Raw genomic sequence first — 19,028 nt, forward strand, 5'->3', positions numbered from 1 at the left:
GGCATTCACGGTGGTGGGTGGCGCGCAGTGCCATGAACCCCAGCAGCCCGCCACGCCGCACAGCGCCTCGGCGGGCTACTTCAAGTAATTCATGAAGCCGGTGATGATCACCGCGTTGAAGAAGTCGATGAACAGCGAACCCACCAGCGGGATCACAAAAAACGCCTTCACCGACGGGCCATTGACTGCGGTGAACGCCTGCATGTTGGCCATGGCGTTGGGTGTGGCGCCCATGCCAAAGCCGCAGTGGCCAGCGGCGATGACGGCCGCGTCGTAGTCCCCCCCCACCATGCGGAAGGTGATGAAGTAGGCATACGCAAACATCAGCACGGTCTGCGCCAGCAGGATCACCAGCAGCGGCCCGGCCACCTCGGCCAGCTCCCACAGTTTCATCGACATGAGCGCCATGGCCAGAAAGAACGCCAGCGAGACATTGCCCACCACCTCGAACTGGCGCAGCGGCAGCTCGGTCTGGCGCCAGTCAATGATGTTGCGCACCACAGCCGCCACCAGCATGGGCCCCAGGTACGAGGGCAGCGTGATGCCCATGCCCTTGAGCCAGTTGACCAGCAACGTACCCGCGCCGATGCACACGGTGATCAGGATGCTGGCGTACATCACCGCATCACCGGTGAGGGCGGAGGCGGGTGTTGGCAGGATGGATACCGCAGGTGTTGCGCCCGCGACCGCCCCGCTGGGGCGCAGCCCATTGCGGCGCATGAGCAGGGTGCCCAGCGGGCCACCAATCACACAGCCAGATACCAGGCCATAGGTGGCCGCCGCAATGGCGGCGGGCAGCGCGCCAGCGGCACCGGCCTGCTCCAGCAGCGGACCAAACGCGGCGGACGTGCCATGCCCGCCCGTGAGCGAGATGGACCCCGCCGCCACACCAATCAGCGGATGCACGCCCAGCGCTGCAGCCAGCCCGGCGCCCAGCAGGTTCTGCAGCACCACCAGCCCTACCGCTGCCGCAAGAAACAGCGCCACACCCACGCCGCCTTTTTTGAGCAGCTCAAAACTGGCGGAAAAGCCGATGGTGGTGAAAAACACCAGCAGCAAAAACGCGCGCATGTTGTCGTAAAACTGGAATGCGAACAGGTCTGTCTGGTGCCCGATCAACGCAATGACCGAGAACACCAGCCCACCGATGATGGGGCCGGGGATGAAGTAACGCGAGAGCATGTCCACGCGCTTTTTGACGAACTCGCCGACCACCAGCAACACGGCGGCGATGCCGACGGTCTGGGCGATATCGAGTTGAATGGTGACCATGGCGGTGCCTCCTTGATTCCTTGATGGGGGGTCAGGCAACACTTGCCCAGATGATTTTGCTACTGATTAAATAGCAAATAGCGCAAACAACAGTAGCGCAACCTGGCGATTTTAACCTTCAAGAATCAGCCCTCCGCTCCGACCTGGCGCGGGCAATCCGCCCGCCTGCAGCGTGCGGGCCTGGCGGCACCCGCACCGGCGCAGCGCGCTATGCTCGGCCACCCCGTCACCGCACCACCGCGCCACAGAGCCCCGTTCATGACTGTCCGCCTGATCCGTTTCAACAAACCCTATGGCGTGCTGAGCCAGTTCACGGCCGAGGGCAAATGGCAGGGGCTCAAGGACTACATCGCCCTGCCCGGCGTGTACGTGGCCGGGCGGCTGGATGCCGACAGCGAGGGCTTGCTGCTGCTGACCGACGACGGCAAGCTGCAGGCCCGCATTGCCGACCCGCGCTTCAAGATGGAGAAAACCTACTGGGTGCAGGTGGAGGGCGTGCCGGATGAAGCCGCGCTGGCCGCACTGCGCAGCGGGGTGCAGCTCAACGATGGCTCCACCCTGCCCGCCAAGGCGCGCCTGCTGGAGCCACCGCCGGCGGTGTGGACGCGCAACCCGCCCATCCGCGAGCGCAAGGCCATTCCCACCGCGTGGATCGAGCTCGTCATCCGCGAGGGGCGCAACCGCCAGGTGCGCCGCATGACGGCCGCCGTGGGCCACCCCACGCTGCGGCTGATCCGCGCGGCCATCGGGCCCTACACGCTGCAGGGGCTGGCGCCGGGCACCTGGGCAGAATGACGTGATACCCCCCCTGCGCGGCTTTGCGGCCCTTGCTTGGCTGCCCTGGCCTGGGCCACGCCCGTTTCATGGGGCGCGGGTGGCGCAGCGCACCATGAAAAACCAGATGGACTTACCGCACTATTCCACCAAAGGCTCGCCCAGGACCAGGTAGCGCTTGATGAGGTCAAAAAAACTGTCGTAGAAGGTGTCCGAGGCAATGGTTTCGCTGCCCACCTTGACCAAGGCTTCGTCGCTGGACAGCAGCGGCAGCGACACCGAGCCCACGCCCCCCACGCCCAGGCTGGCGGAGTTGTTGCTCTTCTTGAGGGTGTACTGCTCCTGCACGGCAGTCACAAACCCCAGGCTGACCTTGCCCTGGGCGCTTTCGGGAACGCACACCACACGGATCATCATCTGCAGGTGAGCGTCGGCCTCGGGCTGAAAGTTCTTCTTCCCCTCCACCATCTCGGCCACATGGGTGTTGATGATGTAGCCCTGGCTCAGAAGGGCGCGCCGGGCGGCCTCGCAGGTCTGCGCGGGCGAGGCGTCGAACAGGCGCGAATAGGTGGCCACCGAATCAAAGCTTTCCTGCGGCGAGAACACCTTGGACGGTGCGGCGCACCCGGCCAGCAGGGTCGACAGGGCCACAAGGCACAGAGCAATCATCTGGCTCCAGCGCGCCAAGGGCACATGGGCGGCAGTGTGAAAAGGGGTGCGTTGGGGCATCCAGGGCAGACTCAAAATCGGGCACTCCTCGGGATGAAAATTGTCTCGGGCATCGCGGAATCATGGATCATGCCACCCCGCTGCGCAAAACCTGTTCAGACAGCAAGCGGGGCTCCGGTTCCCCGAAACCAGGTCCGGGCCAACGGCATCGCACAATGGCGATTGTGCCCGGGCGGGCTGGTGCAGCGTCGCAGGATGCCGCCACCAGCGCCCGCCGGGCTTCAGACAGAGGGGGTTCCATGAAGATTGCGGTAATGGGCGCAGGCGCCGTGGGCTGCTACTACGGCGGCATGCTGGCGCGCGCAGGCCATGAGGTCACCTTGATTGCCCGCGCGCACCACGCCGAGGCCGTGAACGCCCAGGGCCTGCTGCTCGAAACGCAGGCCTTTGCGCAGCGGGTGCGTGTGGCAGCCGGCACCGATGCCAGCGCCGCGCGCGGCGCGCAGTGGGTGCTGGTGTGCGTCAAGTCCACCGACACCGAAAGCGCGGGCCGCGCCCTGGCCCCGCACCTGGCCGAGGGCGCGGTGGTGCTCAGCCTGCAAAACGGCGTGGACAACGCCGATCGGCTGCAGGCGGTTATTGGGCGCCCCGTCATCCCGGCCGTGGTGTACGTGGCCACGGAAATGGCCGGCCCCGGCCATGTGCGCCACCATGGGCGCGGCGAGCTGGTCATCGCCCCCTCGCCCGCCAGCGCGGACATCGCCACCACCCTGGGCGCAGCGGGCGTGCCGGTGCAGATTTCCGACGACGTGGCGGGCGCACTGTGGGCCAAGCTGGTGCTCAACTGCGCCTACAACGCCTTGTCGGCCATCACCCGGCTGACCTATGGCGAAATCATGGACAGCCCCGGCCTGGCCGTGCCCCAGGTGATGCAGGACATCGTGCGCGAATGCCGCCAGGTGGCGCAGGCCAGCGGCGTCACGCTGCCGGCGGGCACCGAAGATGCCGTGCTGCAACTTGCGGCCACCATGCCCGCGCAGATGTCCTCCACCGCGCAGGACCTGGCGCGCGGCAAGCGCAGCGAGATCGACCACCTCAACGGCTTCATCGTGCGCCGGGGCGAGGCGCTGGGCATTGCCACGCCCGTCAACCGGCTGCTGCACACGCTGGTGCGGCTGCTGGAGAAAAACCTGCCCGCTGCGCAAGGCGGTGCCGCGTGAGGGGCCACACCGGCAATCCGCGCTGGCTGCAGCGCGCGCTGGTGGTGGGGTTCTGGGCCCTGGCGCTGTGCGTTGCGGTGCTGTCACTGATGCCCGTTGCCTACCTGCCACCGCCGGTCTTCAGCCTGTGGGACAAGGCCCAGCACGCCCTGGCATTTACCGCGCTGGCCGCACTGGGCCTGCTGGCCTATCCGCGCCGGCCCTGGCGCCTGGCCGTGGGCCTGCTGGCTTTTGGCGGCGCCATCGAACTGGCGCAGGCCGCCACCGGCTGGCGCTATGGCGAATGGGGCGACTGGCTGGCCGACGCCCTGGGCCTGGCGGCGGGAAGCGCGCTGGCCTGGCGCCCCTGGCACCGGAGGGCCCCGCCTGCGGCATCACCACGGGGCGGTACGAGGGGTTTATAGTCGCCTGCTCGCTGCGCGCACTGCCTGCGCCGGCCGCCACGCGCCCATCGCCATGGGCCTGATTTGCTCCATCCCCAGTACCCGTGCCCGTTTCTGTCCTGCTCTGCCTGGTCGTCGCCATCAGCGACGGCGATACCCTCACCGCGCGCTGCGGCGCGCCCGGTGCCTACCACCAGGTGAAGGTACGCATCGCGGCCATCGACGCCCCTGAGCGCAAACAAGCCTTTGGCCAGACCTCACGGCAGCACCTGGCGCAGATCTGCTTTCGGCAGCGCGCCACGCTGCACCGCCTGTCACACGACGCCTATGGCCGCACCGTGGCCAACGTGCGCTGCGGCACCACCGATGCCGCGGCGGCGCAGGTCAGCGCCGGCCTGGCGTGGGTGTACACGCCCTATGCCGACCAGCACCCGCACCTGGCGCCATTGCAGCAGCAGGCCCGCGCCAGCCGCAGGGGCCTGTGGGCGCAGCCACGCCCGCAGGCACCGTGGGCCTATCGGCACCGGCACCAGCGCTGAGCACGCTGCGCCATGCCCTCGGGCAGGTTTCAGTCGATGGCCCCAGGCTGGGCGTTGAACACGCCGCTGAGCAGTTCGGTGAGCCGCTCGGCCCCCATCTTGAAACCGCAGGCCTGTGCATGGCCACCGCCACCCATGCTTTCGGCCAGCGCAATGCAGTCGAAATTGCGCTGCGCACGCAGCCCCACCTTCACGCCCTTGGCGCCCGCGCTCCACATCAGCGCAAAGGTGCCCGTCTTGGCCGACAGCATGTCGCCCACCAGGCTGTGGAACATGCCGGGCGCGTTGACCATCAGGCCCTCGATGCCGTTGAACACCAGGGGCTGCGCGCCCTCTGCCAGGTCAGCGGCGAGCTTGCGGTATTTTTCATCCATGGCCGCACCCCGCGCCATGAAGGCCGCGACCTGGTCGGGGGTGAAGGCCGCAATCTCGCGCCAGCGCGCAAAGCTCTGGGGTTCCATGTCGAGGGCCGACAGAAAGGCCGCGCTTTCGGGGAACTCCCATTTCCAGATGTCGCGGTCCTCGATGTATTTCAGCAGCTCCGGAACCGGCTGGTCGGGGTGGAAGAACTCCCACGCCAGGCGTGCGCCCGACTTGCCCATGTCAAAGTGCACCACGCCGCAGCGGCAGGCAAAACCGGTGAGTTTTTCGGCGGCGCTTTTGTGGTGGTCCAGCATCACCAGCTTGGCGGCACGCGCTTCGATGGCGCGCAGGATGCCGGCCTCGAATGAAAAATCGAGGATGTAGACAGCACGCCCGTCCAGGGCCGGCAGGTCCTGCACCGACTGGACCTCGCCATGGTCCAGCCCCCGGTATTCAGCGCCCTCGCCGTAGTACAGCCATGCGGCCAGCGCGGCGCCAAAACCATCGGGGCAATTGCGGCCGTGGTACAGGACCAGGGGCGCGGGGTCGTTCTTGTCGGGGGCAACCAGCAGTTGCAGGGGGAGAATGGTTTTCATGGTGCCTGCGATTGTCGCGTGCGTGGCGAAAGCGCCATGACCCGAATGCACGCCACGCTGGCAGCACAATGCCCAGCCACAGCCTTGCCACCATGACAGTCCCCATGACACCCCTCTTGCACATCCTCTGGCGCGACGCCCACCTGGTGGCCGTCTACAAGCCCGCGGGCTGGCTGGTGCACCGCACGGGGCTGGACGCGGGCGAGACACGCTTTGTGATGCAGACCCTGCGCGACCAGCTGGGTCAGCATGTGTACCCCGTGCACCGGCTCGACAAGGGCACCTGCGGCGTGCTGGTGATGGCACTGCACAGCGATGCGGCCCGCGCACTGTCGCAGGCCTTCGAGCACGGGGCCACCACCAAGCGCTACCTGGCCCTGGTGCGTGGCTGGGCTCCTGAAGCCATCGAAGTGGACCACGCGCTCAAGCCCGACGATGCCCCTTCGGATGCCGCCGTGCAGGACGCCCACACCCGTTTTCGCCGCCTGGCGCAGCTCACGCTGCCCGAGGCCAGCGACGCACGCTTTGCCAGCACCCGCGCCTCGCTGGTGGAGGCGGTGCCCACCACCGGCAGGCGCCACCAGATCCGCCGCCACCTCAAGCACCTGGCACACCCCATCATTGGCGATGCCACCCACGGCAAGGGCCCGCTCAACCGCTGGTGGGCCGAGCGGCTGGGCCAGCAAAGGCTGTGGCTGCATGCCTGGCAGCTCACGGTGCCCCACCCGGTGACGGGCGTGGCCCTGGTGTTGGACAGTGGCCTGCAATGGCCCGCAGGAAGCCGCCCCGGCGCAGCCTGGCATGCCCTCCAAGCGGAGCCAGCGCACTGCGATGACGCCCCCACCGCCGACTGGCAGCGCCTGCTGGCACGCCTGCCGTGGGAGCCGCCAAGCGGCGCACGCTAGCCGGGCCGCGCAGGCCTGCCTGGAGAGCCCCCAACCTATCGCTACATCTTTAAGAGCACGTAGCGCTTTATCATCCTGCGTTACCAGCCCATCAGATCCAAAAGACCGCCCCATGCAAGCCGAAGACATCCTCCATTTCTGGTTCGAAGAACTCTCGCCGGCGCAGCACTTTGCCCAGGAAGACGCGATCGACGCCATGATCCGCGTGCGCTTCGGCCCCACCTGGGAAGCGGCGGCACGCTGCGAGCTGTGGAAGTGGCGCGCCACGCCGCAAGGCCGCCTGGCCGAGATCGTGGTGCTCGACCAGTTCTCGCGCAACATCCATCGCGGCACGCCGCTGGCGTTTGCACAGGATGCCCAGGCCCTGGTGCTGGCCCAGGAACTGGTGGCCGGCGGCCACGATGCGGCCCTGCCGCCGGCGCAGCGCGCCTTTGCCTACCTGCCCTATATGCACAGCGAATCCAGTGCCATCCACGCCCAGGCCATGGTGCTGTTCGACCAGCCGGGGCTGGAGTCCAACCTGCGCTTCGAAGTGGCGCACCGCGACATCATTGCGCGCTTTGGCCGCTACCCGCACCGCAACGCCGCGCTGGGGCGCGTGTCCACGCCGGGCGAGCTGGCGTTTCTGGCCCAGCCGGGCTCATCGTTCTGAGCGGGCGCGGCATGGTGGCGTCCTGCGCTTGCCCGGCCGGCCTCCTCTGGCGCAAACGCCCAGGCGCAGCCCGGTCTTCGCGTTTTGTGACGTACCATCCCTGCGAGGGGTCCCATCCCGAGACCCGCCCAGGAGGACCCATGGCCAAAGGACAAATGCACAACAACAAGATGGCGAAAAAGCCGAAGAAGGACACATCGCCCCCCAAGGAAGGCCACGGTTCCGATCGCCCCGTGCCGCCCGTCACGGCGGTCATTCCCCGCGGCAAGGACAAGAACAAATAGGCGAACAGCCAGCGGGCGGCTGATCAGGGCTCGCGGGTGCCGCTGCCCTTTTTCTTGCGGTTTTCCCGCGCCTGCTTTTTGGCCTCGCGCTCGGCCTCCCGCAGCGCGGCGGCGGCCCGCCAGGCCTCGAAGTCGGCCGGTGTTTCCAGCGTGATGCGCCCCAGAATGGCGGTGCGAAAGTCCGTCATCACGATCTCGGCGGTTTTTTGCAGATTCACCCGCCCGCCGCCCAGCATGGCGCCGCGTTTTCTGCCAATGGCTTCGAGCAGTTCCTCGTCGTGCATCCCGGCCACCAAGCCCGCAGGCAGGCCCAGCTTGTAGCGTGCCTCCAGCAGCGGGGCATAGTTTTTCTGCAGGCGGCGCAGCAGCTCCAGCGCCACCAGTTCCTCGTCGTAGGCATTGCGGCCAATGGCGCCGCTGGCGGCCAGGTTGTAGCCGCTTTCCACCACGCTGATGCGCGGCCAGAGCATGCCGGGCGTGTCCCACAGATAGAAGTCGTCGGCCAGCGTGATGCGCTGTTCCAGCTTGGTGATGCCGGCCTCGTCGCCGGTCTTGGCCTGGCGCTTGTTGGTGAGGGTGTTGATGAGCGTGGACTTGCCCACATTGGGCACGCCGCAGATCAGCACCCGCATGGGCTTGGCCATGCCGCCGCGGCCGGGGGCCAGCAGGTGGCAGGCGTCGATGAGCTTGCGCGCGGGCGCCGGGTCGGATGCATCGAGCGGCACGGCGCGCGTGTCGCTCTGGGCGTTGTACCAGTCCAGCCACAGCGCGGTGCGCTCGGGGTCGGCCACGTCCTGCTTGTTGAGCACCTTGAGCGTGGGTTTGTGGCCCGTGAGTTCGGCCAGCAGCGGGTTGGCGCTGGAGCCGGGCAGGCGCGCGTCCAGCACCTCGATCACCACATCGATGTCCTTGATGCGTTCGGTGATGGCTTTTCGGGTCAGGTGCATGTGACCGGGGAACCACTGGATGGCCATGCGAGGGGTACTTTCTTGTAGTTTCGGTGCGGGCTGAGGGAGGCAAGGATAATCGCGTCCCGTCCCCACCGTTCCACGCCTGCCATGCCCGCACCATCCCGCCGCCCCGCCAGCCCCGCCGACAAGGCCGACAAAGAGCTTTTGTTCAAGGGCGTCACCTGCGCACTGATCGGCCTGGTGGTGCTGATCGCGCCCTATGTGGCGCGCTCACCTGGCGTGCAGGACATCATGGCGCAGTCGGCACTGGTGGGCTGGTTTGCGCTGGTGCTGGGCGGCGCGTTCCTGGTGCGCTATGCCATGCGCCGGGCAGCGGCAAGCAAGGCACGCAGGCGGCCGTGACGACAGAACTTCGGGTGCTGGCGCCCGCCCGCGCCACCGACGGCCCCTCGGTCCGCGCCATGTTCGAAGTGCTGCGGCAGCAGGCCCGCGCCCAGGGCCTGGCACTGCGCACGCCACCGCCCGAGCCCACCACCTGCTGCGGACGCGGCTGCAATGGCTGCGTGTGGGAGGGCTACCTCGATGCGGCCGAATACTGGCGGCAAGAGGCCCTGCTGCAGATCGATCCTGTCAGTTAAGCCACAAGTTGAAGAAAGCGCCGCCAAAGCAGGGCTTGCTGCAAGCGTCGCGGCCTAGCGTATGCGCCTGCGCGATGCCACGAGACCAGCAAGTCCCAAGCCGAGAAGCGCAAGCGTGGCCGGTTCAGGGACCGCCCCCCCCGCCCGCACCGTTGGGCACGACGGATTGGGCTGTCTTGAACAGGGCATATCCCTGGAAACTGGCGCTGTCGGCCCCAAAAGAGTCATGCCAGATTTGACGGGCGCCAAATGCCGGGGACAGATCCCCCCAAGGACTCGAACCGTCTGAAGCGCTGACGCCGATTCCTCCCCACGACCCTGACTGAATCAGCGCCTGAACGTTCGATAGACTCGGGTCCTTGATCGAGGCGTCGTACTTACTGAGCCAATCGGTGGTGTTGGATACCAGCTTCGTCCCGCCGATATCGAACTCGCCGATCCACATGTGGGGTGCACCATAGGAGGCCGAATCCCACGCGGCAACGTAGATGTAATCGCCGGCCCCAACATTAAAGGTGAATGCGCTGCCTTGCTGATACCAAAGAGCACCATTCGAACCACCGACCAGGGTCAGGCCGGTGCCATTCTCGCTGCCGACGAAGACGCTGAAATAGTCATCCGCGACCACCTTGGCCGTGACCGTTGCCGCGTTGGCTGCGAACGATGCGGCAAGCGATGCCGCCGCGAGTAGCAATGTCACTTTCATCACAGGTCTCCCATACAAAGATTGCGCCGATCGAATTTGCACCAGCAGAAAGGACTGCTGAACTTGATCGAAACGACTACTGGGAACCGAACCCAGGCAATTTCTGGGCCATGAAGATGCACCTGCCAAGAATTGCCATGGGAATCAAGCCACTCACCGGACTTGTGCAAACGAAATGCGGGAGTGATGTAAAGAAAATCGACAGCCCTGAGGAGGTCATCGCCAAGCTCGGAGACACGGAAGCTCTGAGTACCTCCTGGAGATTCGCATCAATTCAGCCCAGCCCCTGCGCCGCCATGTAGTGCTGGCGCCATTCTTCAAAGGGCAGCGTGTCGGCTGCCTCGATGGCCTTTTGCGCCACCACGGATTCGTCGGCCAGTGCGGCAAAGCGTGCCTGCTGGGCAGCGCTCCAGGGCAGGGCCAGCAGCGCATCGCGCGCCAGGGCTGACTGGTGGGTGCTGAAGCCGGTGAAGCTGTTGCTGTGCGCTTGCGCCATGCTTTCGAGCACGCGGGCCGAGGGCGTTTGCGCCGGGTCGGCCAGGGTGGCGCGTGCGGCGGCCAGGGCGGCGCTGTAGTCGCTGCTATGGTGCGTGGCATCCAGCGCGGTGGCCAGCGGCACGCACTCTTGCAGCACCTGGGCGGCCCAGTCCACCAGCGGCACGCTGCGCCCGTTGCGCACCAGGCACAGGCCCGGTTCGCGGCCGCGCGCGGCCGTGAGGTGCTGGTTGTGCTTGAGCTCGGTGATCTCTTGCGGCGTGTCGGGCGGGCTGTCGGAGAGCAGGCAGTGCAGCAGGAACACATCGAGCAGCCGCATGGTCTCGGCCGTGATGCCCACCGGCACGAACGGGTCCAGGTCCATCAGGCGCACCTCGACATATTCGACGCCGCGCTCGCGCAACGCATGCAGCGGGCGCTCGCCGGGCTGGATCACGCGCTTGGGGCGGATGGTGCCGTAGAACTCGTTTTCGATCTGCAGCAGGCTGGTGCCCAGCTGGTTGTAGTCGCCACCCGGGTTGACGATGCCCACGGCCTCGTAGGCGGGGTAAGGCTTGGTCAGCGCCTCGTGCAGCGAGTCGGCATAGCCACGGAGGCCGTTGTAGCTCACGGCCAGCGTGGCCTGCGCGTCGCTCTGGTAGCCCAGGCGGCCCATGCGCAGCGAGGTGGCGTGCGGCAGGTACAGCGCCTGCTCGCTCAGGCGCTGCATGGCGTGCGGGCGCCCCTGCGCAAAGCAGGGGCACAGCGCGGGCGAGGCGCCAAACAGGTACAGCAGCACGAAGGCATGGCGGCGGAAATTGCGGATCAGCGCGAAATACTGTTCGCTCGTCACACCGGGCATCGACCAGTTGTAGTGGATGCCGCAAATGGTCTGCATGCGCCGGCCGTAGCGGTGGCCCAGGCCCATGCGGTACACGCTTTTGGCGCGCCCCACGTTGGAGCTGCCATAGCGCGCCAGCGGAATGGTCTCGTCGGTGGGCAGGCGGCACGGCATGCTCGACGCCCACAGCATCTCGTCGCCCTGCTCGTGCAGCACGCGCAGGGCGAACTGGTGGATCTCGGTAAGCTCATCCAGGCACTGCTGCACGCCCCGGTGGGCGCCCGTGACCAGCTCGATCTGCGACTCGCTGTAGTCGGTGGTGATGTGGGGGTGGGTGAGCGCCGAGCCCAGCGCCGCCGGGTGCGGCGTGAGGGCCAGCTCACCCGTGGGCAGCACGCGCAGACCCTCTTTTTCGATGCCACGGCGGATGCCGGCCAGGGCCTCGGGGGGGCAGGCGGCGATGTGTTGCTGCAAGGTGCTCATATCTTGGTTACCGATTTTCGGGGTCGGTCCGGAACTTAGCACGGCGCCGCGCCGCCCGCCTGCTGCCCGATCAAACCCTTGCGGCCAGGGCCTTGCCCACTTCGTTGCTGCCCTGGGTGGCACCGCTTTGTGGTATCTGCTCGCCGTTGCGGTCGGCCACCTGGGCCAGGCGCGCGGCCAGCTGCTCGGGAACATCGGCGCCCAGACCCAGATGAACGCCCTGCGTGAGCGTGATGTGCGCCGCCTCGAAGGTGCCCGCGCCCGCGCACAGGATGGTGCGCGTCGGCGCGCTCTCGTGCGCCAGCACCAGCATGGCGGGCACCACGGCCTCGGGCTTGAGCATGGCCAGCACCTCGTCGGGCATCAGGCCCTCGGTCATGCGGGTGGCGGCGGTGGGTGCCAGGGCGTTGACATGGATGTGGTGCTTGGCCCCCTCGATGGCCAGCGTCTGCATCAGGCCCACCTGCGCCAGCTTGGCCGCGCCGTAGTTGGCCTGGCCGAAGTTGCCATACAGGCCCGTGGACGAGGTGGTCATGACGATGCGGCCATAGTCCTGCGCCACCATGTGCGGCCACACGGCCTTGCAGCAATGGGCGGCGCCCATCAGGTGCACATCCACCACGAGGCGGAAGTCGGCCATGTCCATCTTGGCAAAGCTCTTGTCGCGCAGGATGCCGGCGTTGTTCACCAGAATGTCCACCCGGCCCCAGGCGTCGATGGCCTGCTGCACCATGGCCTGCACGGCGGCAAAGTCGGTCACCGAGGCGCCATTGGCCAGCGCCTCGCCGCCGGCCGCACGGATTTCATCGACCACCGCCTGGGCCGGACTGACCGAGCCGCCCTCGCCGTGCACGCCGCTGCCCAGGTCGTTGACCAGCACCTTGGCGCCGCGCGCCGCCAGTGCCAGCGCATGCTGGCGGCCCAGGCCACCGCCTGCTCCCGTCACGATGGCCACGCGGCCCTTGAATTCGATCACCATGCTGCAATGACTCCCTGTGTTGTGAATGTGCAAAATAGGGTTGCACTCTACGCCACAACGCCCCGCCCGCCAGTCCGGCCCGTGACTGCCAGGCCCACTGAAAGCCCCCCATGCAGCCTGCCGCATCCGTTGATTTCGAAACTCCCCGCGCCGCCGCCACCCTGGTGCTGCTGCGCGAGGCCACCACCGGCCCCGAGGTGCTGCTGCTGCGCCGCCACGCCAAGGCATCGAACATGGCGGGGGTGTATGTGTTTCCCGGCGGCAAGCTCGATGCCGAAGACGCCACCCTGAACCCCGACACCCACCTCGACCAGCCCCATGCCGCCCTGCACGAGGGCCTGAACGAACCCGGCACCGACAGCGCCACCGCCGCCGGCCTGTATGTGGCCGCACTGCGCGAAGCCCTGGAGGAATGCGGCCTGCTGCTGGCCGAGCCGTGGGCAGGCGCGCCCCCGCTGGATGCCGCCCGCGCACGCGCCATGCTGCGCGAAGGCCAGCCCTTTGCGCAGGTGCTGGCCGCACTGCAGCTGCGCCTGCAGACCCGCCAGCTCGCACCCTGGTCGCGCTGGATCACGCCACTGGCGCCCAGCATGGGCACGCGGCGTTTTGACACCCGCTTTTTTGTCGCCCAGGCGCCCGCCGGCCAGACCGCACGGCACGATGACGAGGAAACCACCGACAGCGTGTGGCTGGCACCGCGCAAGGCGCTGGAGCAATACCGCGACGGCGCCATCGACCTGGCCCCGCCGCAGATCATGAGCCTGGCCCATCTGGCGCGCCACGCCAGCGTGGCCAGCGTGCTGAGCGCCGCACGCAGCCAGCGCCCGCCGCTCATCCTGCCCGAGCCGTTTGACCACGACGGTGTGCGCGTGCTCTGCTACCCCGGCGATGCCATGCACCCGGTGCGCGAGCGCGCCCTGCCCGGCCCCACGCGGCTGCACTACCGCGAGCGCCGCTTCACCCCCGAAGCGGGCTTTGAAGCACTGTTTGACTGACGCGCGAAAATGCGCCAGTGGCGCAGGTCAAGCCATTGAATTCATAGCTGATTCCATAGGCGCAGTAGCCCATTTTTACGGAAAGAAGGATTCCCCATGAAAGCCAGCTGGAACGGCGTGATCGTTGCCGAGAGCGATGACACCGTGGTGGTGGAAGGCAACCACTATTTTCCCGAAAGCGCGCTCAAGCGCGAGTACTTCACCTTCAGCAACCACAAGACCACCTGCGCCTGGAAAGGGCAGGCCAGCTACCTGTCGCTGCTGGTCGATGGCGAGATGAACACCGACGCGGCCTGGTTCTATGCCGACCCCAAGCCCGAGGCCGAAGAAGTCCGTGGCCGCGTGGCGTTCTGGAAAGGCGTGCAGATCACAGCATGAGCCGCGCGGTTATCCCTGCCCGCACTGGACAATCATGTGGATAAGTTTGGACAAGCCCTGTATGGCAATGCCAAGCCCTTGATTTGTAAGGAAATCCCCTGCACCGCCTGTTTTTTAGGCAACGTCGGCCGCAGAAAATACCGGTTTATCCCAGCCTGCACTGGACAATGGTGTGGATAAGTTTTGACAAGTCTTGTATGGCGGCGCCAAGTCCTTGATTCGTAAAGAAACCCATCGCATTGCCCGATTTTTGAGCAACCGCCGCGCGCCCTCTCCATCGCATTTGATGCGCCTTTTCCAATAGCTTCTACCGCTTGCTACATAAGCGCCAAAGCCTTTTTCCAACCCAACCATGCCCACCGATGCCCGTGCACACAGCCCTGCCGCCGAGCGCAACAGCGGCCCCATCCTGGCGGTGCTGCAGGGCCTGCTGCCCCCGCAGGGTGCCGCGCTGGAGATTGCCAGCGGCACCGGCCAGCACGCGGCCTGTTTTGGCGCAGCCTTGCCCGGCTGGACCTGGCAGCCCACGGATGCCACACCCCAGGGTTTTGCCTCGATAGCCGCCTGGAGCGCCGGCCCTCCCAACGTGCGCGCGCCGCTGCTGCTCAATGTGCTGTCGGGCCGCTGGCCCGAAACCGGCCCCGCCTTTGCCGCGCCGTTCGACCTGGTCTATTGCGCCAACATGCTGCACATCGCGCCCTGGGCGTGCTGCGCCGGCCTGATGCAGGGCGCGGCACGGCACCTGGCGCCCGCCGGGCAGCTCGTCACCTACGGCCCCTACCTCGAAGACGGCGTGCCCACCGCCCCCGGCAACCTGGCGTTCAATGCCAGCCTGCGTGCACAGAACCCGGCCTGGGGCATCCGGGCCCTCGGCGATGTGGCCCGCGAAGCGCAGCGCGCCGGCCTGCACCTGGCCGCACGCCACGCGCTGCCCGCCAACAACCTGCTGCTGGTGTGGCAACGCATTGCCCCCAAGCACTGACCTGCCCTGGAACCATGAGCGATTCTTCTCCTTCCCCCATGACCGCCCCCTTTTTCACGGCCCGCGTCGCACCCGGCGACCAGCAGTGCGATGCCTGGCCCGACCAGCCGCTGCTGGTCTCGCTCGAACAGGGCGGCATCGACTGGCCCAGCTCGTGCCGCAACGGCACCTGCCGTACCTGCCTCGCGCAACTGCGCCAGGGCAGCGTGCGCTACGAGATCGAGTGGCCGGGGCTCTCGTCCGAAGAAATGGCCGAGGGCTGCGTGCTGCCCTGTGTGGCCTACCCCGTGAGCGATGTCGAGCTGCAGGCCGGCCCGGTCTGAACTAAAATCATCGGCTTTGGAGTTCTGCGCACCGCGCCGACCTCTGCACCGTGCGGCCGCGCCGCATCGCATGTTCTTTGGGGCGGGCCTTGCAGGCCCGCACAGCCGTCTGGCCTCGGGAACCTGCGTTGCCGCCCGACCGCTCACTGCGGCCCCCAACGAAAGCCCTCCCAATGAACACCCCCCTCACCCCCGCGCACATCTCGCCGGTGCAAGACATCGTGGCCGAGATGCGCGCCGGGCGCATGGTCATCCTGGTGGACGAAGAAGACCGTGAAAACGAAGGCGACCTGGTACTGGCCGCCGACCATGTCACGCCCGAAGCCATCAACTTCATGGCGCGCTTCGGCCGTGGCCTGATCTGCCTGACGCTCACCCGCGAACGCTGCGAGCACCTCAAGCTGCCGCCCATGGCCACGCGCAATGGCACCGTGTACAGCACGGCCTTCACGGTCTCGATCGAGGCCGCCGAGGGCGTGACCACCGGCATCTCGGCCGCCGACCGCGCGCGCACCGTGCAAGTGGCGGTGGCCAAGGGCAGCCAGGCCGCCGACCTGGTGCAGCCCGGCCATGTCTTCCCGCTGCAGGCGGTGGACGGCGGCGTGCTCATGCGCGCGGGCCACACCGAGGCCGGCTGCGACCTCGCCGCCATGGCCGGCTGCAGCCCCGCCGCCGTGATCTGCGAGATCATGAAGGACGACGGCACCATGGCGCGCCTGCCCGACCTGCAGGTCTTTGCCGCCGAGCACGGCATCAAGATCGGCACCATCGCCGACCTGATCGAGCACCGCAGCCGCAATGAATCGCTGATAGAGCCGATGGGCCGGCGCACCCTGCAGACGGCCTATGGCGAGTTCACCGCCCACGCCTTCCGCGACAAGCCCAGCCGGGCCGTGCACCTGGCCCTGGTCAAGGGCGAGTGGAGCGCCGACGACGTGGTGCCCGTGCGCGTGCACGAGCCGCTGTCGGTGCTCGACGCGCTCGAGGTGAACCGCTCCATGCACTCGTGGGGCCTGGACACCAGCCTGCAGTTCATCGCCGGCAAGGGCCAGGGCGTGGCCGTGCTGCTCAATTGCGGCGAAAGCGCCGCGCAGTTGCTCGAGCAGTTCGAAGGCACGGCGCGTGCCTCGCAAGCCCCCGAGCGCGGCCGCATGGACCTGCGCACCTACGGCGTGGGCGCGCAGATCCTGCGCGAAGTGGGCGTGCACAAGATGCAGCTCATGGGCCAGCCGCGGCGCATGCCCAGCATGGCGGGCTACGGACTCGAAATCACCGGCTACATCCCGAAGGAATAAACCATGTTTGGCGCAGACAAAGGAACAGCGGACAAGCTCGACGGCAAGAAACTGCACATCGGCATCGTCCAGGCCCGCTTCAACGAAGGCATCACCAACGCGCTGGCCAAGGCCTGCCTCGACGAGCTGCTGGCCCTGGGCGTGCCCGAAAAGCACATCCAGCATGTGCTGGTGCCGGGCGCCCTGGAAGTGCCTGTGGCCCTGCAGGCCATGGCCGAAAGCGACCGCTTCGATGCACTGATCGCCCTGGGCTGCATCATCCGCGGCGAAACCTACCACTTCGAGCTGGTGGCCAACGAGTCCGGCGCGGGCGTGACCCGGCTGTCACTCGACTACCAGCTGCCCATTGCCAACGCCATCATCACCACCGAGAACCTGGAGCAGGCGATTGCCCGCCAGACCGACAAGGGCCGCGATGCCGCCCGCGTGGCGGTGGAAATGGCCAACCTGCTGGAAGAACTGTCATGAGCGATCCCACCACCCCCGCCGCGCCCCCGTCTGCACGCCCCCCCAGGCAGGCCCGCACCGGGCTGAAAAGCAATGGCGTGCGCAAGGCGGCCTCCAAATCCAACCGCAGCCGCGCCCGCGAGTTCGTGCTGCAGGCGCTGTACCAGCACCTCGTGGGGCGCAACGAGGCCGCGGCCATTGATTCGTTCACGCGCGACCTGGCCGGCTTTCACAAGGCCGATGCCGCGCACTACAACGCGGTGCTGCACGGCTGCATCCACGGCGCCGCTGAACTCGATGCCCTGATCACGCCGCTGCTCGACCGCAAGATGGCCGAGATCTCGCCCATCGAGCACGCCGCCATGTGGATCGGCGTGTACGAGTTCCAGCACTGCCTGGATGTGCCATGGCGCGTGGTGCTCAACGAGTGCATCGAGCTGGCCAAGGAATTTGGCGGCACCGATGGCCACAAGTATGTGAATGCTGTGCTCAACAGCCTGGCCCCCCGCCTGCGCGCCGCCGAGGTGGCGGCCGACAAGGGCGCAGCGCCCGCAGCCGCCGGCACCAGCGCCAGCGCCTGAACCGGCAGCCCCGGGGCCGCCTGCGGCCCGCCTTTTTTCGCCACCCCGCCCCGCGCGGGCAGGACCTCGCCCCATGAAGTTTTCCCGGCGCGCCGAGCGCATTGATCCGTTTTATGTGATGGAAGTGGCCAAGGCCGCGCAGGCCATGGCCCGCGAAGTGGCCGGCAGCAGCCAGCCCATGATCTTCCTGAACATTGGCGAGCCCGATTTCACGGCGCCCCCGCTGGTGCAGGAAGCGGCCGTGCGCGCCGTGCACGACGGCGCCACGCAGTACACACAGTCGCTGGGCTACGAGCCTCTGCGCGAGCGCATCAGCGGCTGGTACCAGCAGCGCTTTGGCGTCAACGTGCCGGCCCGCCGCATCGTGGTCACGGCGGGCGCTTCGGCGGCGCTGCACCTGGCCTGCCTGGCACTGATCGAGGCCGGCGACGAGGTGCTGATGCCAGACCCCAGCTACCCCTGCAACCGGCATTTCGTGAGCGCCGCCGAAGGCAATGCCGTGCTGGTCCCCACCACCGCCGCCGAACGCTACCAGCTGAGCGCCGAGAAGGTGCAAGCGGCCTGGAACAGCAAGACGCGCGGTGTCCTGCTGGCCTCGCCCTCCAACCCCACGGGCACATCCATTGCACCCGACGAGCTGCGCCGCATCCATGGCGTGGTGCAGGAGCGCGGTGGCGTGACGATGATCGACGAGATCTATTTGGGCCTGTCGTACGACGACGCCTTCGGCCAGACGGCGCTGGCCATCGACGACAACGTCATCAGCATCAACAGCTTCAGCAAGTACTTCAACATGACGGGCTGGCGCCTGGGGTGGATGGTGGTGCCCGATGCCATGGTGTCCGTGGTCGAGCGCCTGGCGCAGAACCTGTTCATCTGCGCCAGCACCGTGTCGCAGCTGGCGGCCATGGCCTGCTTCGAGGCCGAGAGCATCGCCGAATACGAACGCCGCCGAGCCGAGTTCAAGGCCCGCCGCGACTACTTCATCCCCGAACTGCAGGCCCTGGGCCTGGCCGTTCCCGTGATGCCCGACGGCGCCTTTTATGCCTGGGCCGATTGCACCCGCGCCTGTGAAAAACTCGGCGTGCAGGGCAGCTGGGATTTTGCGTATGAAGTCATGCGCCGGGCCCATGTGGCCGTGACGCCGGGGCGCGACTTCGGCACCTTTGACCCCCAGCGTTTCGTGCGTTTTTCCACCGCCAATTCGATGGCGCAGTTGCAGGAATCGGTGGCGCGCCTGCGCTCGCTGCTGGGCTGAAGCGAAATGAACGCCCCCCACGCTCATCATTTCATGTATCGCTGCCCCCCAAGGGGGCGCTCAGCGCCCTTCGGGCGGCC

Annotated in this window: 25 protein-coding genes; 17 read left to right on the forward strand and 8 right to left on the reverse strand. The window is 67.3% G+C overall.

The window, feature by feature from the left end:
* Window positions 1–75: 75 nt before the first annotated feature.
* Window positions 76–1,272 carry a sodium/glutamate symporter gene (gene gltS / locus K225_RS0108515; RefSeq protein WP_026435996.1) on the reverse strand — a complete coding sequence of 399 codons (1,197 nt, stop codon included), beginning with the start codon at window positions 1,270–1,272 and terminating at the stop codon, window positions 76–78.
* A gap of 210 nt (window positions 1,273–1,482) precedes the next feature.
* On the opposite strand from gltS, the gene K225_RS0108520 reads away from it, so the two are divergent.
* A complete protein-coding gene (locus tag K225_RS0108520; RefSeq protein ID WP_051248807.1) occupies window positions 1,483–2,067 on the forward strand; it encodes a pseudouridine synthase in 585 nt (194 codons plus the stop codon).
* 120 nt (window positions 2,068–2,187) lie between these two features.
* On the opposite strand, the gene K225_RS0108525 is transcribed toward K225_RS0108520, so the two are convergent.
* On the reverse strand, window positions 2,188–2,715 hold the full coding sequence (locus K225_RS0108525) for a DUF2242 domain-containing protein (RefSeq protein WP_034712177.1): 528 nt from the start codon (window positions 2,713–2,715) through the stop codon (window positions 2,188–2,190).
* 122 nt (window positions 2,716–2,837) lie between these two features.
* On the opposite strand from K225_RS0108525, the gene K225_RS0108530 reads away from it, so the two are divergent.
* From K225_RS0108530 to K225_RS0108540, 3 genes are all read left to right on the forward strand, one after another.
* Window positions 2,838–3,935 carry a ketopantoate reductase family protein gene (locus K225_RS0108530; protein ID WP_369794847.1) on the forward strand — a complete coding sequence of 366 codons (1,098 nt, stop codon included), beginning with the start codon at window positions 2,838–2,840 and terminating at the stop codon, window positions 3,933–3,935.
* Window positions 3,932–4,339: a VanZ family protein gene (locus K225_RS20620; RefSeq protein ID WP_202900035.1), complete on the forward strand. Its 408-nt coding sequence runs from the start codon at window positions 3,932–3,934 to the stop codon at window positions 4,337–4,339. Before K225_RS0108530 ends, K225_RS20620 begins: the two co-directional genes overlap by 4 nt.
* Window positions 4,340–4,422: 83 nt before the next feature.
* A complete protein-coding gene (locus tag K225_RS0108540) occupies window positions 4,423–4,857 on the forward strand; it encodes a thermonuclease family protein (RefSeq protein WP_034712144.1) in 435 nt (144 codons plus the stop codon).
* Window positions 4,858–4,886: 29 nt separating this feature from the next.
* Here K225_RS0108540 and K225_RS0108545 read toward each other — a convergent pair whose 3' ends face one another.
* Entirely contained in the window at window positions 4,887–5,816 is a 930-nt protein-coding gene (locus K225_RS0108545) for a DHH family phosphoesterase (RefSeq protein ID WP_026436001.1), read from the reverse strand.
* A 104-nt stretch (window positions 5,817–5,920) separates the two neighbouring features.
* On the opposite strand from K225_RS0108545, the gene K225_RS0108550 reads away from it, so the two are divergent.
* The 3 genes from K225_RS0108550 (at window position 5,921) to K225_RS22445 (ending at window position 7,657) form a co-directional block, all read left to right on the forward strand.
* A complete protein-coding gene (locus K225_RS0108550) occupies window positions 5,921–6,721 on the forward strand; it encodes a pseudouridine synthase (RefSeq protein ID WP_026436002.1) in 801 nt (266 codons plus the stop codon).
* Between the two features lie 112 nt (window positions 6,722–6,833).
* Entirely contained in the window at window positions 6,834–7,373 is a 540-nt protein-coding gene (locus K225_RS0108555) for a DUF924 family protein (RefSeq protein WP_026436003.1), read from the forward strand.
* 140 nt (window positions 7,374–7,513) lie between these two features.
* Window positions 7,514–7,657, forward strand: coding sequence for a hypothetical protein (locus tag K225_RS22445; protein WP_202900036.1), 144 nt, complete (start codon window positions 7,514–7,516; stop codon window positions 7,655–7,657).
* A 23-nt stretch (window positions 7,658–7,680) separates the two neighbouring features.
* On the opposite strand, the gene ylqF is transcribed toward K225_RS22445, so the two are convergent.
* On the reverse strand, window positions 7,681–8,631 hold the full coding sequence (gene ylqF / locus K225_RS0108565) for a ribosome biogenesis GTPase YlqF (protein WP_026436004.1): 951 nt from the start codon (window positions 8,629–8,631) through the stop codon (window positions 7,681–7,683).
* Between the two features lie 84 nt (window positions 8,632–8,715).
* Here ylqF and K225_RS0108570 point away from each other — a divergent pair, with 84 nt between their 5' ends.
* Window positions 8,716–8,970 (forward strand): hypothetical protein, encoded by a 255-nt coding sequence (locus K225_RS0108570; RefSeq protein WP_026436005.1) that lies wholly within the window; start codon window positions 8,716–8,718, stop codon window positions 8,968–8,970.
* A gap of 59 nt (window positions 8,971–9,029) precedes the next feature.
* Window positions 9,030–9,206, forward strand: coding sequence for an oxidoreductase-like domain-containing protein (locus K225_RS0108575; RefSeq protein ID WP_051248822.1), 177 nt, complete (start codon window positions 9,030–9,032; stop codon window positions 9,204–9,206).
* A gap of 54 nt (window positions 9,207–9,260) precedes the next feature.
* On the opposite strand, the gene K225_RS22560 is transcribed toward K225_RS0108575, so the two are convergent.
* The 4 genes from K225_RS22560 to K225_RS0108595 all read right to left on the reverse strand — a co-directional run bounded on the left by K225_RS22560 (window position 9,261) and on the right by K225_RS0108595 (window position 12,689).
* Window positions 9,261–9,395, reverse strand: a complete 135-nt coding sequence (locus K225_RS22560; protein ID WP_238323210.1) for a PEP-CTERM sorting domain-containing protein — start codon at window positions 9,393–9,395, stop codon at window positions 9,261–9,263.
* A complete protein-coding gene (locus K225_RS22150) occupies window positions 9,331–9,912 on the reverse strand; it encodes a hypothetical protein (RefSeq protein WP_026436007.1) in 582 nt (193 codons plus the stop codon). Before K225_RS22150 ends, K225_RS22560 begins: the two co-directional genes overlap by 65 nt.
* Window positions 9,913–10,186: 274 nt before the next feature.
* Window positions 10,187–11,710, reverse strand: a complete 1,524-nt coding sequence (gshA, locus tag K225_RS0108590; RefSeq protein WP_026436009.1) for a glutamate--cysteine ligase — start codon at window positions 11,708–11,710, stop codon at window positions 10,187–10,189.
* A 70-nt stretch (window positions 11,711–11,780) separates the two neighbouring features.
* The gene (locus K225_RS0108595; protein ID WP_026436010.1) at window positions 11,781–12,689 is read right to left on the reverse strand and encodes an SDR family NAD(P)-dependent oxidoreductase; all 909 of its coding nucleotides are present in this window, start codon (window positions 12,687–12,689) and stop codon (window positions 11,781–11,783) included.
* 110 nt (window positions 12,690–12,799) lie between these two features.
* Here K225_RS0108595 and K225_RS0108600 point away from each other — a divergent pair, with 110 nt between their 5' ends.
* The 8 genes from K225_RS0108600 to K225_RS0108635 all read left to right on the forward strand — a co-directional run bounded on the left by K225_RS0108600 (window position 12,800) and on the right by K225_RS0108635 (window position 18,948).
* Window positions 12,800–13,684, forward strand: a complete 885-nt coding sequence (locus tag K225_RS0108600) for an NUDIX hydrolase (RefSeq protein WP_026436011.1) — start codon at window positions 12,800–12,802, stop codon at window positions 13,682–13,684.
* A gap of 96 nt (window positions 13,685–13,780) precedes the next feature.
* Entirely contained in the window at window positions 13,781–14,062 is a 282-nt protein-coding gene (locus K225_RS0108605) for a DUF427 domain-containing protein (RefSeq protein ID WP_026436012.1), read from the forward strand.
* Window positions 14,063–14,414: 352 nt separating this feature from the next.
* The gene (locus K225_RS0108610) at window positions 14,415–15,044 is read left to right on the forward strand and encodes a DUF938 domain-containing protein (RefSeq protein ID WP_026436013.1); all 630 of its coding nucleotides are present in this window, start codon (window positions 14,415–14,417) and stop codon (window positions 15,042–15,044) included.
* A gap of 14 nt (window positions 15,045–15,058) precedes the next feature.
* The gene (locus tag K225_RS0108615) at window positions 15,059–15,367 is read left to right on the forward strand and encodes a 2Fe-2S iron-sulfur cluster binding domain-containing protein (RefSeq protein ID WP_026436014.1); all 309 of its coding nucleotides are present in this window, start codon (window positions 15,059–15,061) and stop codon (window positions 15,365–15,367) included.
* 173 nt (window positions 15,368–15,540) lie between these two features.
* A complete protein-coding gene (ribBA, locus tag K225_RS0108620; RefSeq protein ID WP_026436015.1) occupies window positions 15,541–16,662 on the forward strand; it encodes a bifunctional 3,4-dihydroxy-2-butanone-4-phosphate synthase/GTP cyclohydrolase II in 1,122 nt (373 codons plus the stop codon).
* A 3-nt stretch (window positions 16,663–16,665) separates the two neighbouring features.
* Window positions 16,666–17,130, forward strand: a complete 465-nt coding sequence (gene ribH / locus K225_RS0108625; RefSeq protein WP_026436016.1) for a 6,7-dimethyl-8-ribityllumazine synthase — start codon at window positions 16,666–16,668, stop codon at window positions 17,128–17,130.
* On the forward strand, window positions 17,127–17,690 hold the full coding sequence (gene nusB / locus K225_RS0108630) for a transcription antitermination factor NusB (RefSeq protein WP_026436017.1): 564 nt from the start codon (window positions 17,127–17,129) through the stop codon (window positions 17,688–17,690). The genes ribH and nusB overlap by 4 nt, the downstream gene beginning before the upstream one ends.
* A gap of 73 nt (window positions 17,691–17,763) precedes the next feature.
* The gene (locus K225_RS0108635; RefSeq protein WP_026436018.1) at window positions 17,764–18,948 is read left to right on the forward strand and encodes a pyridoxal phosphate-dependent aminotransferase; all 1,185 of its coding nucleotides are present in this window, start codon (window positions 17,764–17,766) and stop codon (window positions 18,946–18,948) included.
* Window positions 18,949–19,028 lie beyond the last annotated feature (80 nt).

This window comes from Acidovorax sp. JHL-9, from assembly GCF_000426205.1.
Lineage (GTDB): Bacteria > Pseudomonadota > Gammaproteobacteria > Burkholderiales > Burkholderiaceae_C > Acidovorax > Acidovorax soli.

What these genes read in the sequence shown, in the direction of transcription:
- K225_RS22150 (WP_026436007.1), bottom strand. Translation starts at nt 9,912, where the DNA reads ATGAAAGTGACATTGCTACTCGCGGCGGCATCGCTTGCCGCATCGTTC.
- K225_RS0108595 (WP_026436010.1), bottom strand. Translation starts at nt 12,689, where the DNA reads ATGGTGATCGAATTCAAGGGCCGCGTGGCCATCGTGACGGGAGCAGGC.
- K225_RS0108530 (WP_369794847.1), top strand. Translation starts at nt 2,838, where the DNA reads ATGGATCATGCCACCCCGCTGCGCAAAACCTGTTCAGACAGCAAGCGG.
- K225_RS0108525 (WP_034712177.1), bottom strand. Translation starts at nt 2,715, where the DNA reads ATGATTGCTCTGTGCCTTGTGGCCCTGTCGACCCTGCTGGCCGGGTGC.
- nusB (WP_026436017.1), top strand. Translation starts at nt 17,127, where the DNA reads ATGAGCGATCCCACCACCCCCGCCGCGCCCCCGTCTGCACGCCCCCCC.
- K225_RS0108635 (WP_026436018.1), top strand. Translation starts at nt 17,764, where the DNA reads ATGAAGTTTTCCCGGCGCGCCGAGCGCATTGATCCGTTTTATGTGATG.
- K225_RS0108615 (WP_026436014.1), top strand. Translation starts at nt 15,059, where the DNA reads ATGAGCGATTCTTCTCCTTCCCCCATGACCGCCCCCTTTTTCACGGCC.
- K225_RS22560 (WP_238323210.1), bottom strand. Translation starts at nt 9,395, where the DNA reads ATGCCCTGTTCAAGACAGCCCAATCCGTCGTGCCCAACGGTGCGGGCG.
- K225_RS0108545 (WP_026436001.1), bottom strand. Translation starts at nt 5,816, where the DNA reads ATGAAAACCATTCTCCCCCTGCAACTGCTGGTTGCCCCCGACAAGAAC.
- K225_RS0108550 (WP_026436002.1), top strand. Translation starts at nt 5,921, where the DNA reads ATGACACCCCTCTTGCACATCCTCTGGCGCGACGCCCACCTGGTGGCC.
- K225_RS0108605 (WP_026436012.1), top strand. Translation starts at nt 13,781, where the DNA reads ATGAAAGCCAGCTGGAACGGCGTGATCGTTGCCGAGAGCGATGACACC.
- ylqF (WP_026436004.1), bottom strand. Translation starts at nt 8,631, where the DNA reads ATGGCCATCCAGTGGTTCCCCGGTCACATGCACCTGACCCGAAAAGCC.
- gltS (WP_026435996.1), bottom strand. Translation starts at nt 1,272, where the DNA reads ATGGTCACCATTCAACTCGATATCGCCCAGACCGTCGGCATCGCCGCC.
- K225_RS22445 (WP_202900036.1), top strand. Translation starts at nt 7,514, where the DNA reads ATGGCCAAAGGACAAATGCACAACAACAAGATGGCGAAAAAGCCGAAG.
- ribH (WP_026436016.1), top strand. Translation starts at nt 16,666, where the DNA reads ATGTTTGGCGCAGACAAAGGAACAGCGGACAAGCTCGACGGCAAGAAA.
- K225_RS0108610 (WP_026436013.1), top strand. Translation starts at nt 14,415, where the DNA reads ATGCCCACCGATGCCCGTGCACACAGCCCTGCCGCCGAGCGCAACAGC.
- K225_RS0108570 (WP_026436005.1), top strand. Translation starts at nt 8,716, where the DNA reads ATGCCCGCACCATCCCGCCGCCCCGCCAGCCCCGCCGACAAGGCCGAC.
- K225_RS0108575 (WP_051248822.1), top strand. Translation starts at nt 9,030, where the DNA reads ATGTTCGAAGTGCTGCGGCAGCAGGCCCGCGCCCAGGGCCTGGCACTG.
- ribBA (WP_026436015.1), top strand. Translation starts at nt 15,541, where the DNA reads ATGAACACCCCCCTCACCCCCGCGCACATCTCGCCGGTGCAAGACATC.
- K225_RS0108555 (WP_026436003.1), top strand. Translation starts at nt 6,834, where the DNA reads ATGCAAGCCGAAGACATCCTCCATTTCTGGTTCGAAGAACTCTCGCCG.
- K225_RS0108520 (WP_051248807.1), top strand. Translation starts at nt 1,483, where the DNA reads ATGCTCGGCCACCCCGTCACCGCACCACCGCGCCACAGAGCCCCGTTC.
- K225_RS0108600 (WP_026436011.1), top strand. Translation starts at nt 12,800, where the DNA reads ATGCAGCCTGCCGCATCCGTTGATTTCGAAACTCCCCGCGCCGCCGCC.
- gshA (WP_026436009.1), bottom strand. Translation starts at nt 11,710, where the DNA reads ATGAGCACCTTGCAGCAACACATCGCCGCCTGCCCCCCCGAGGCCCTG.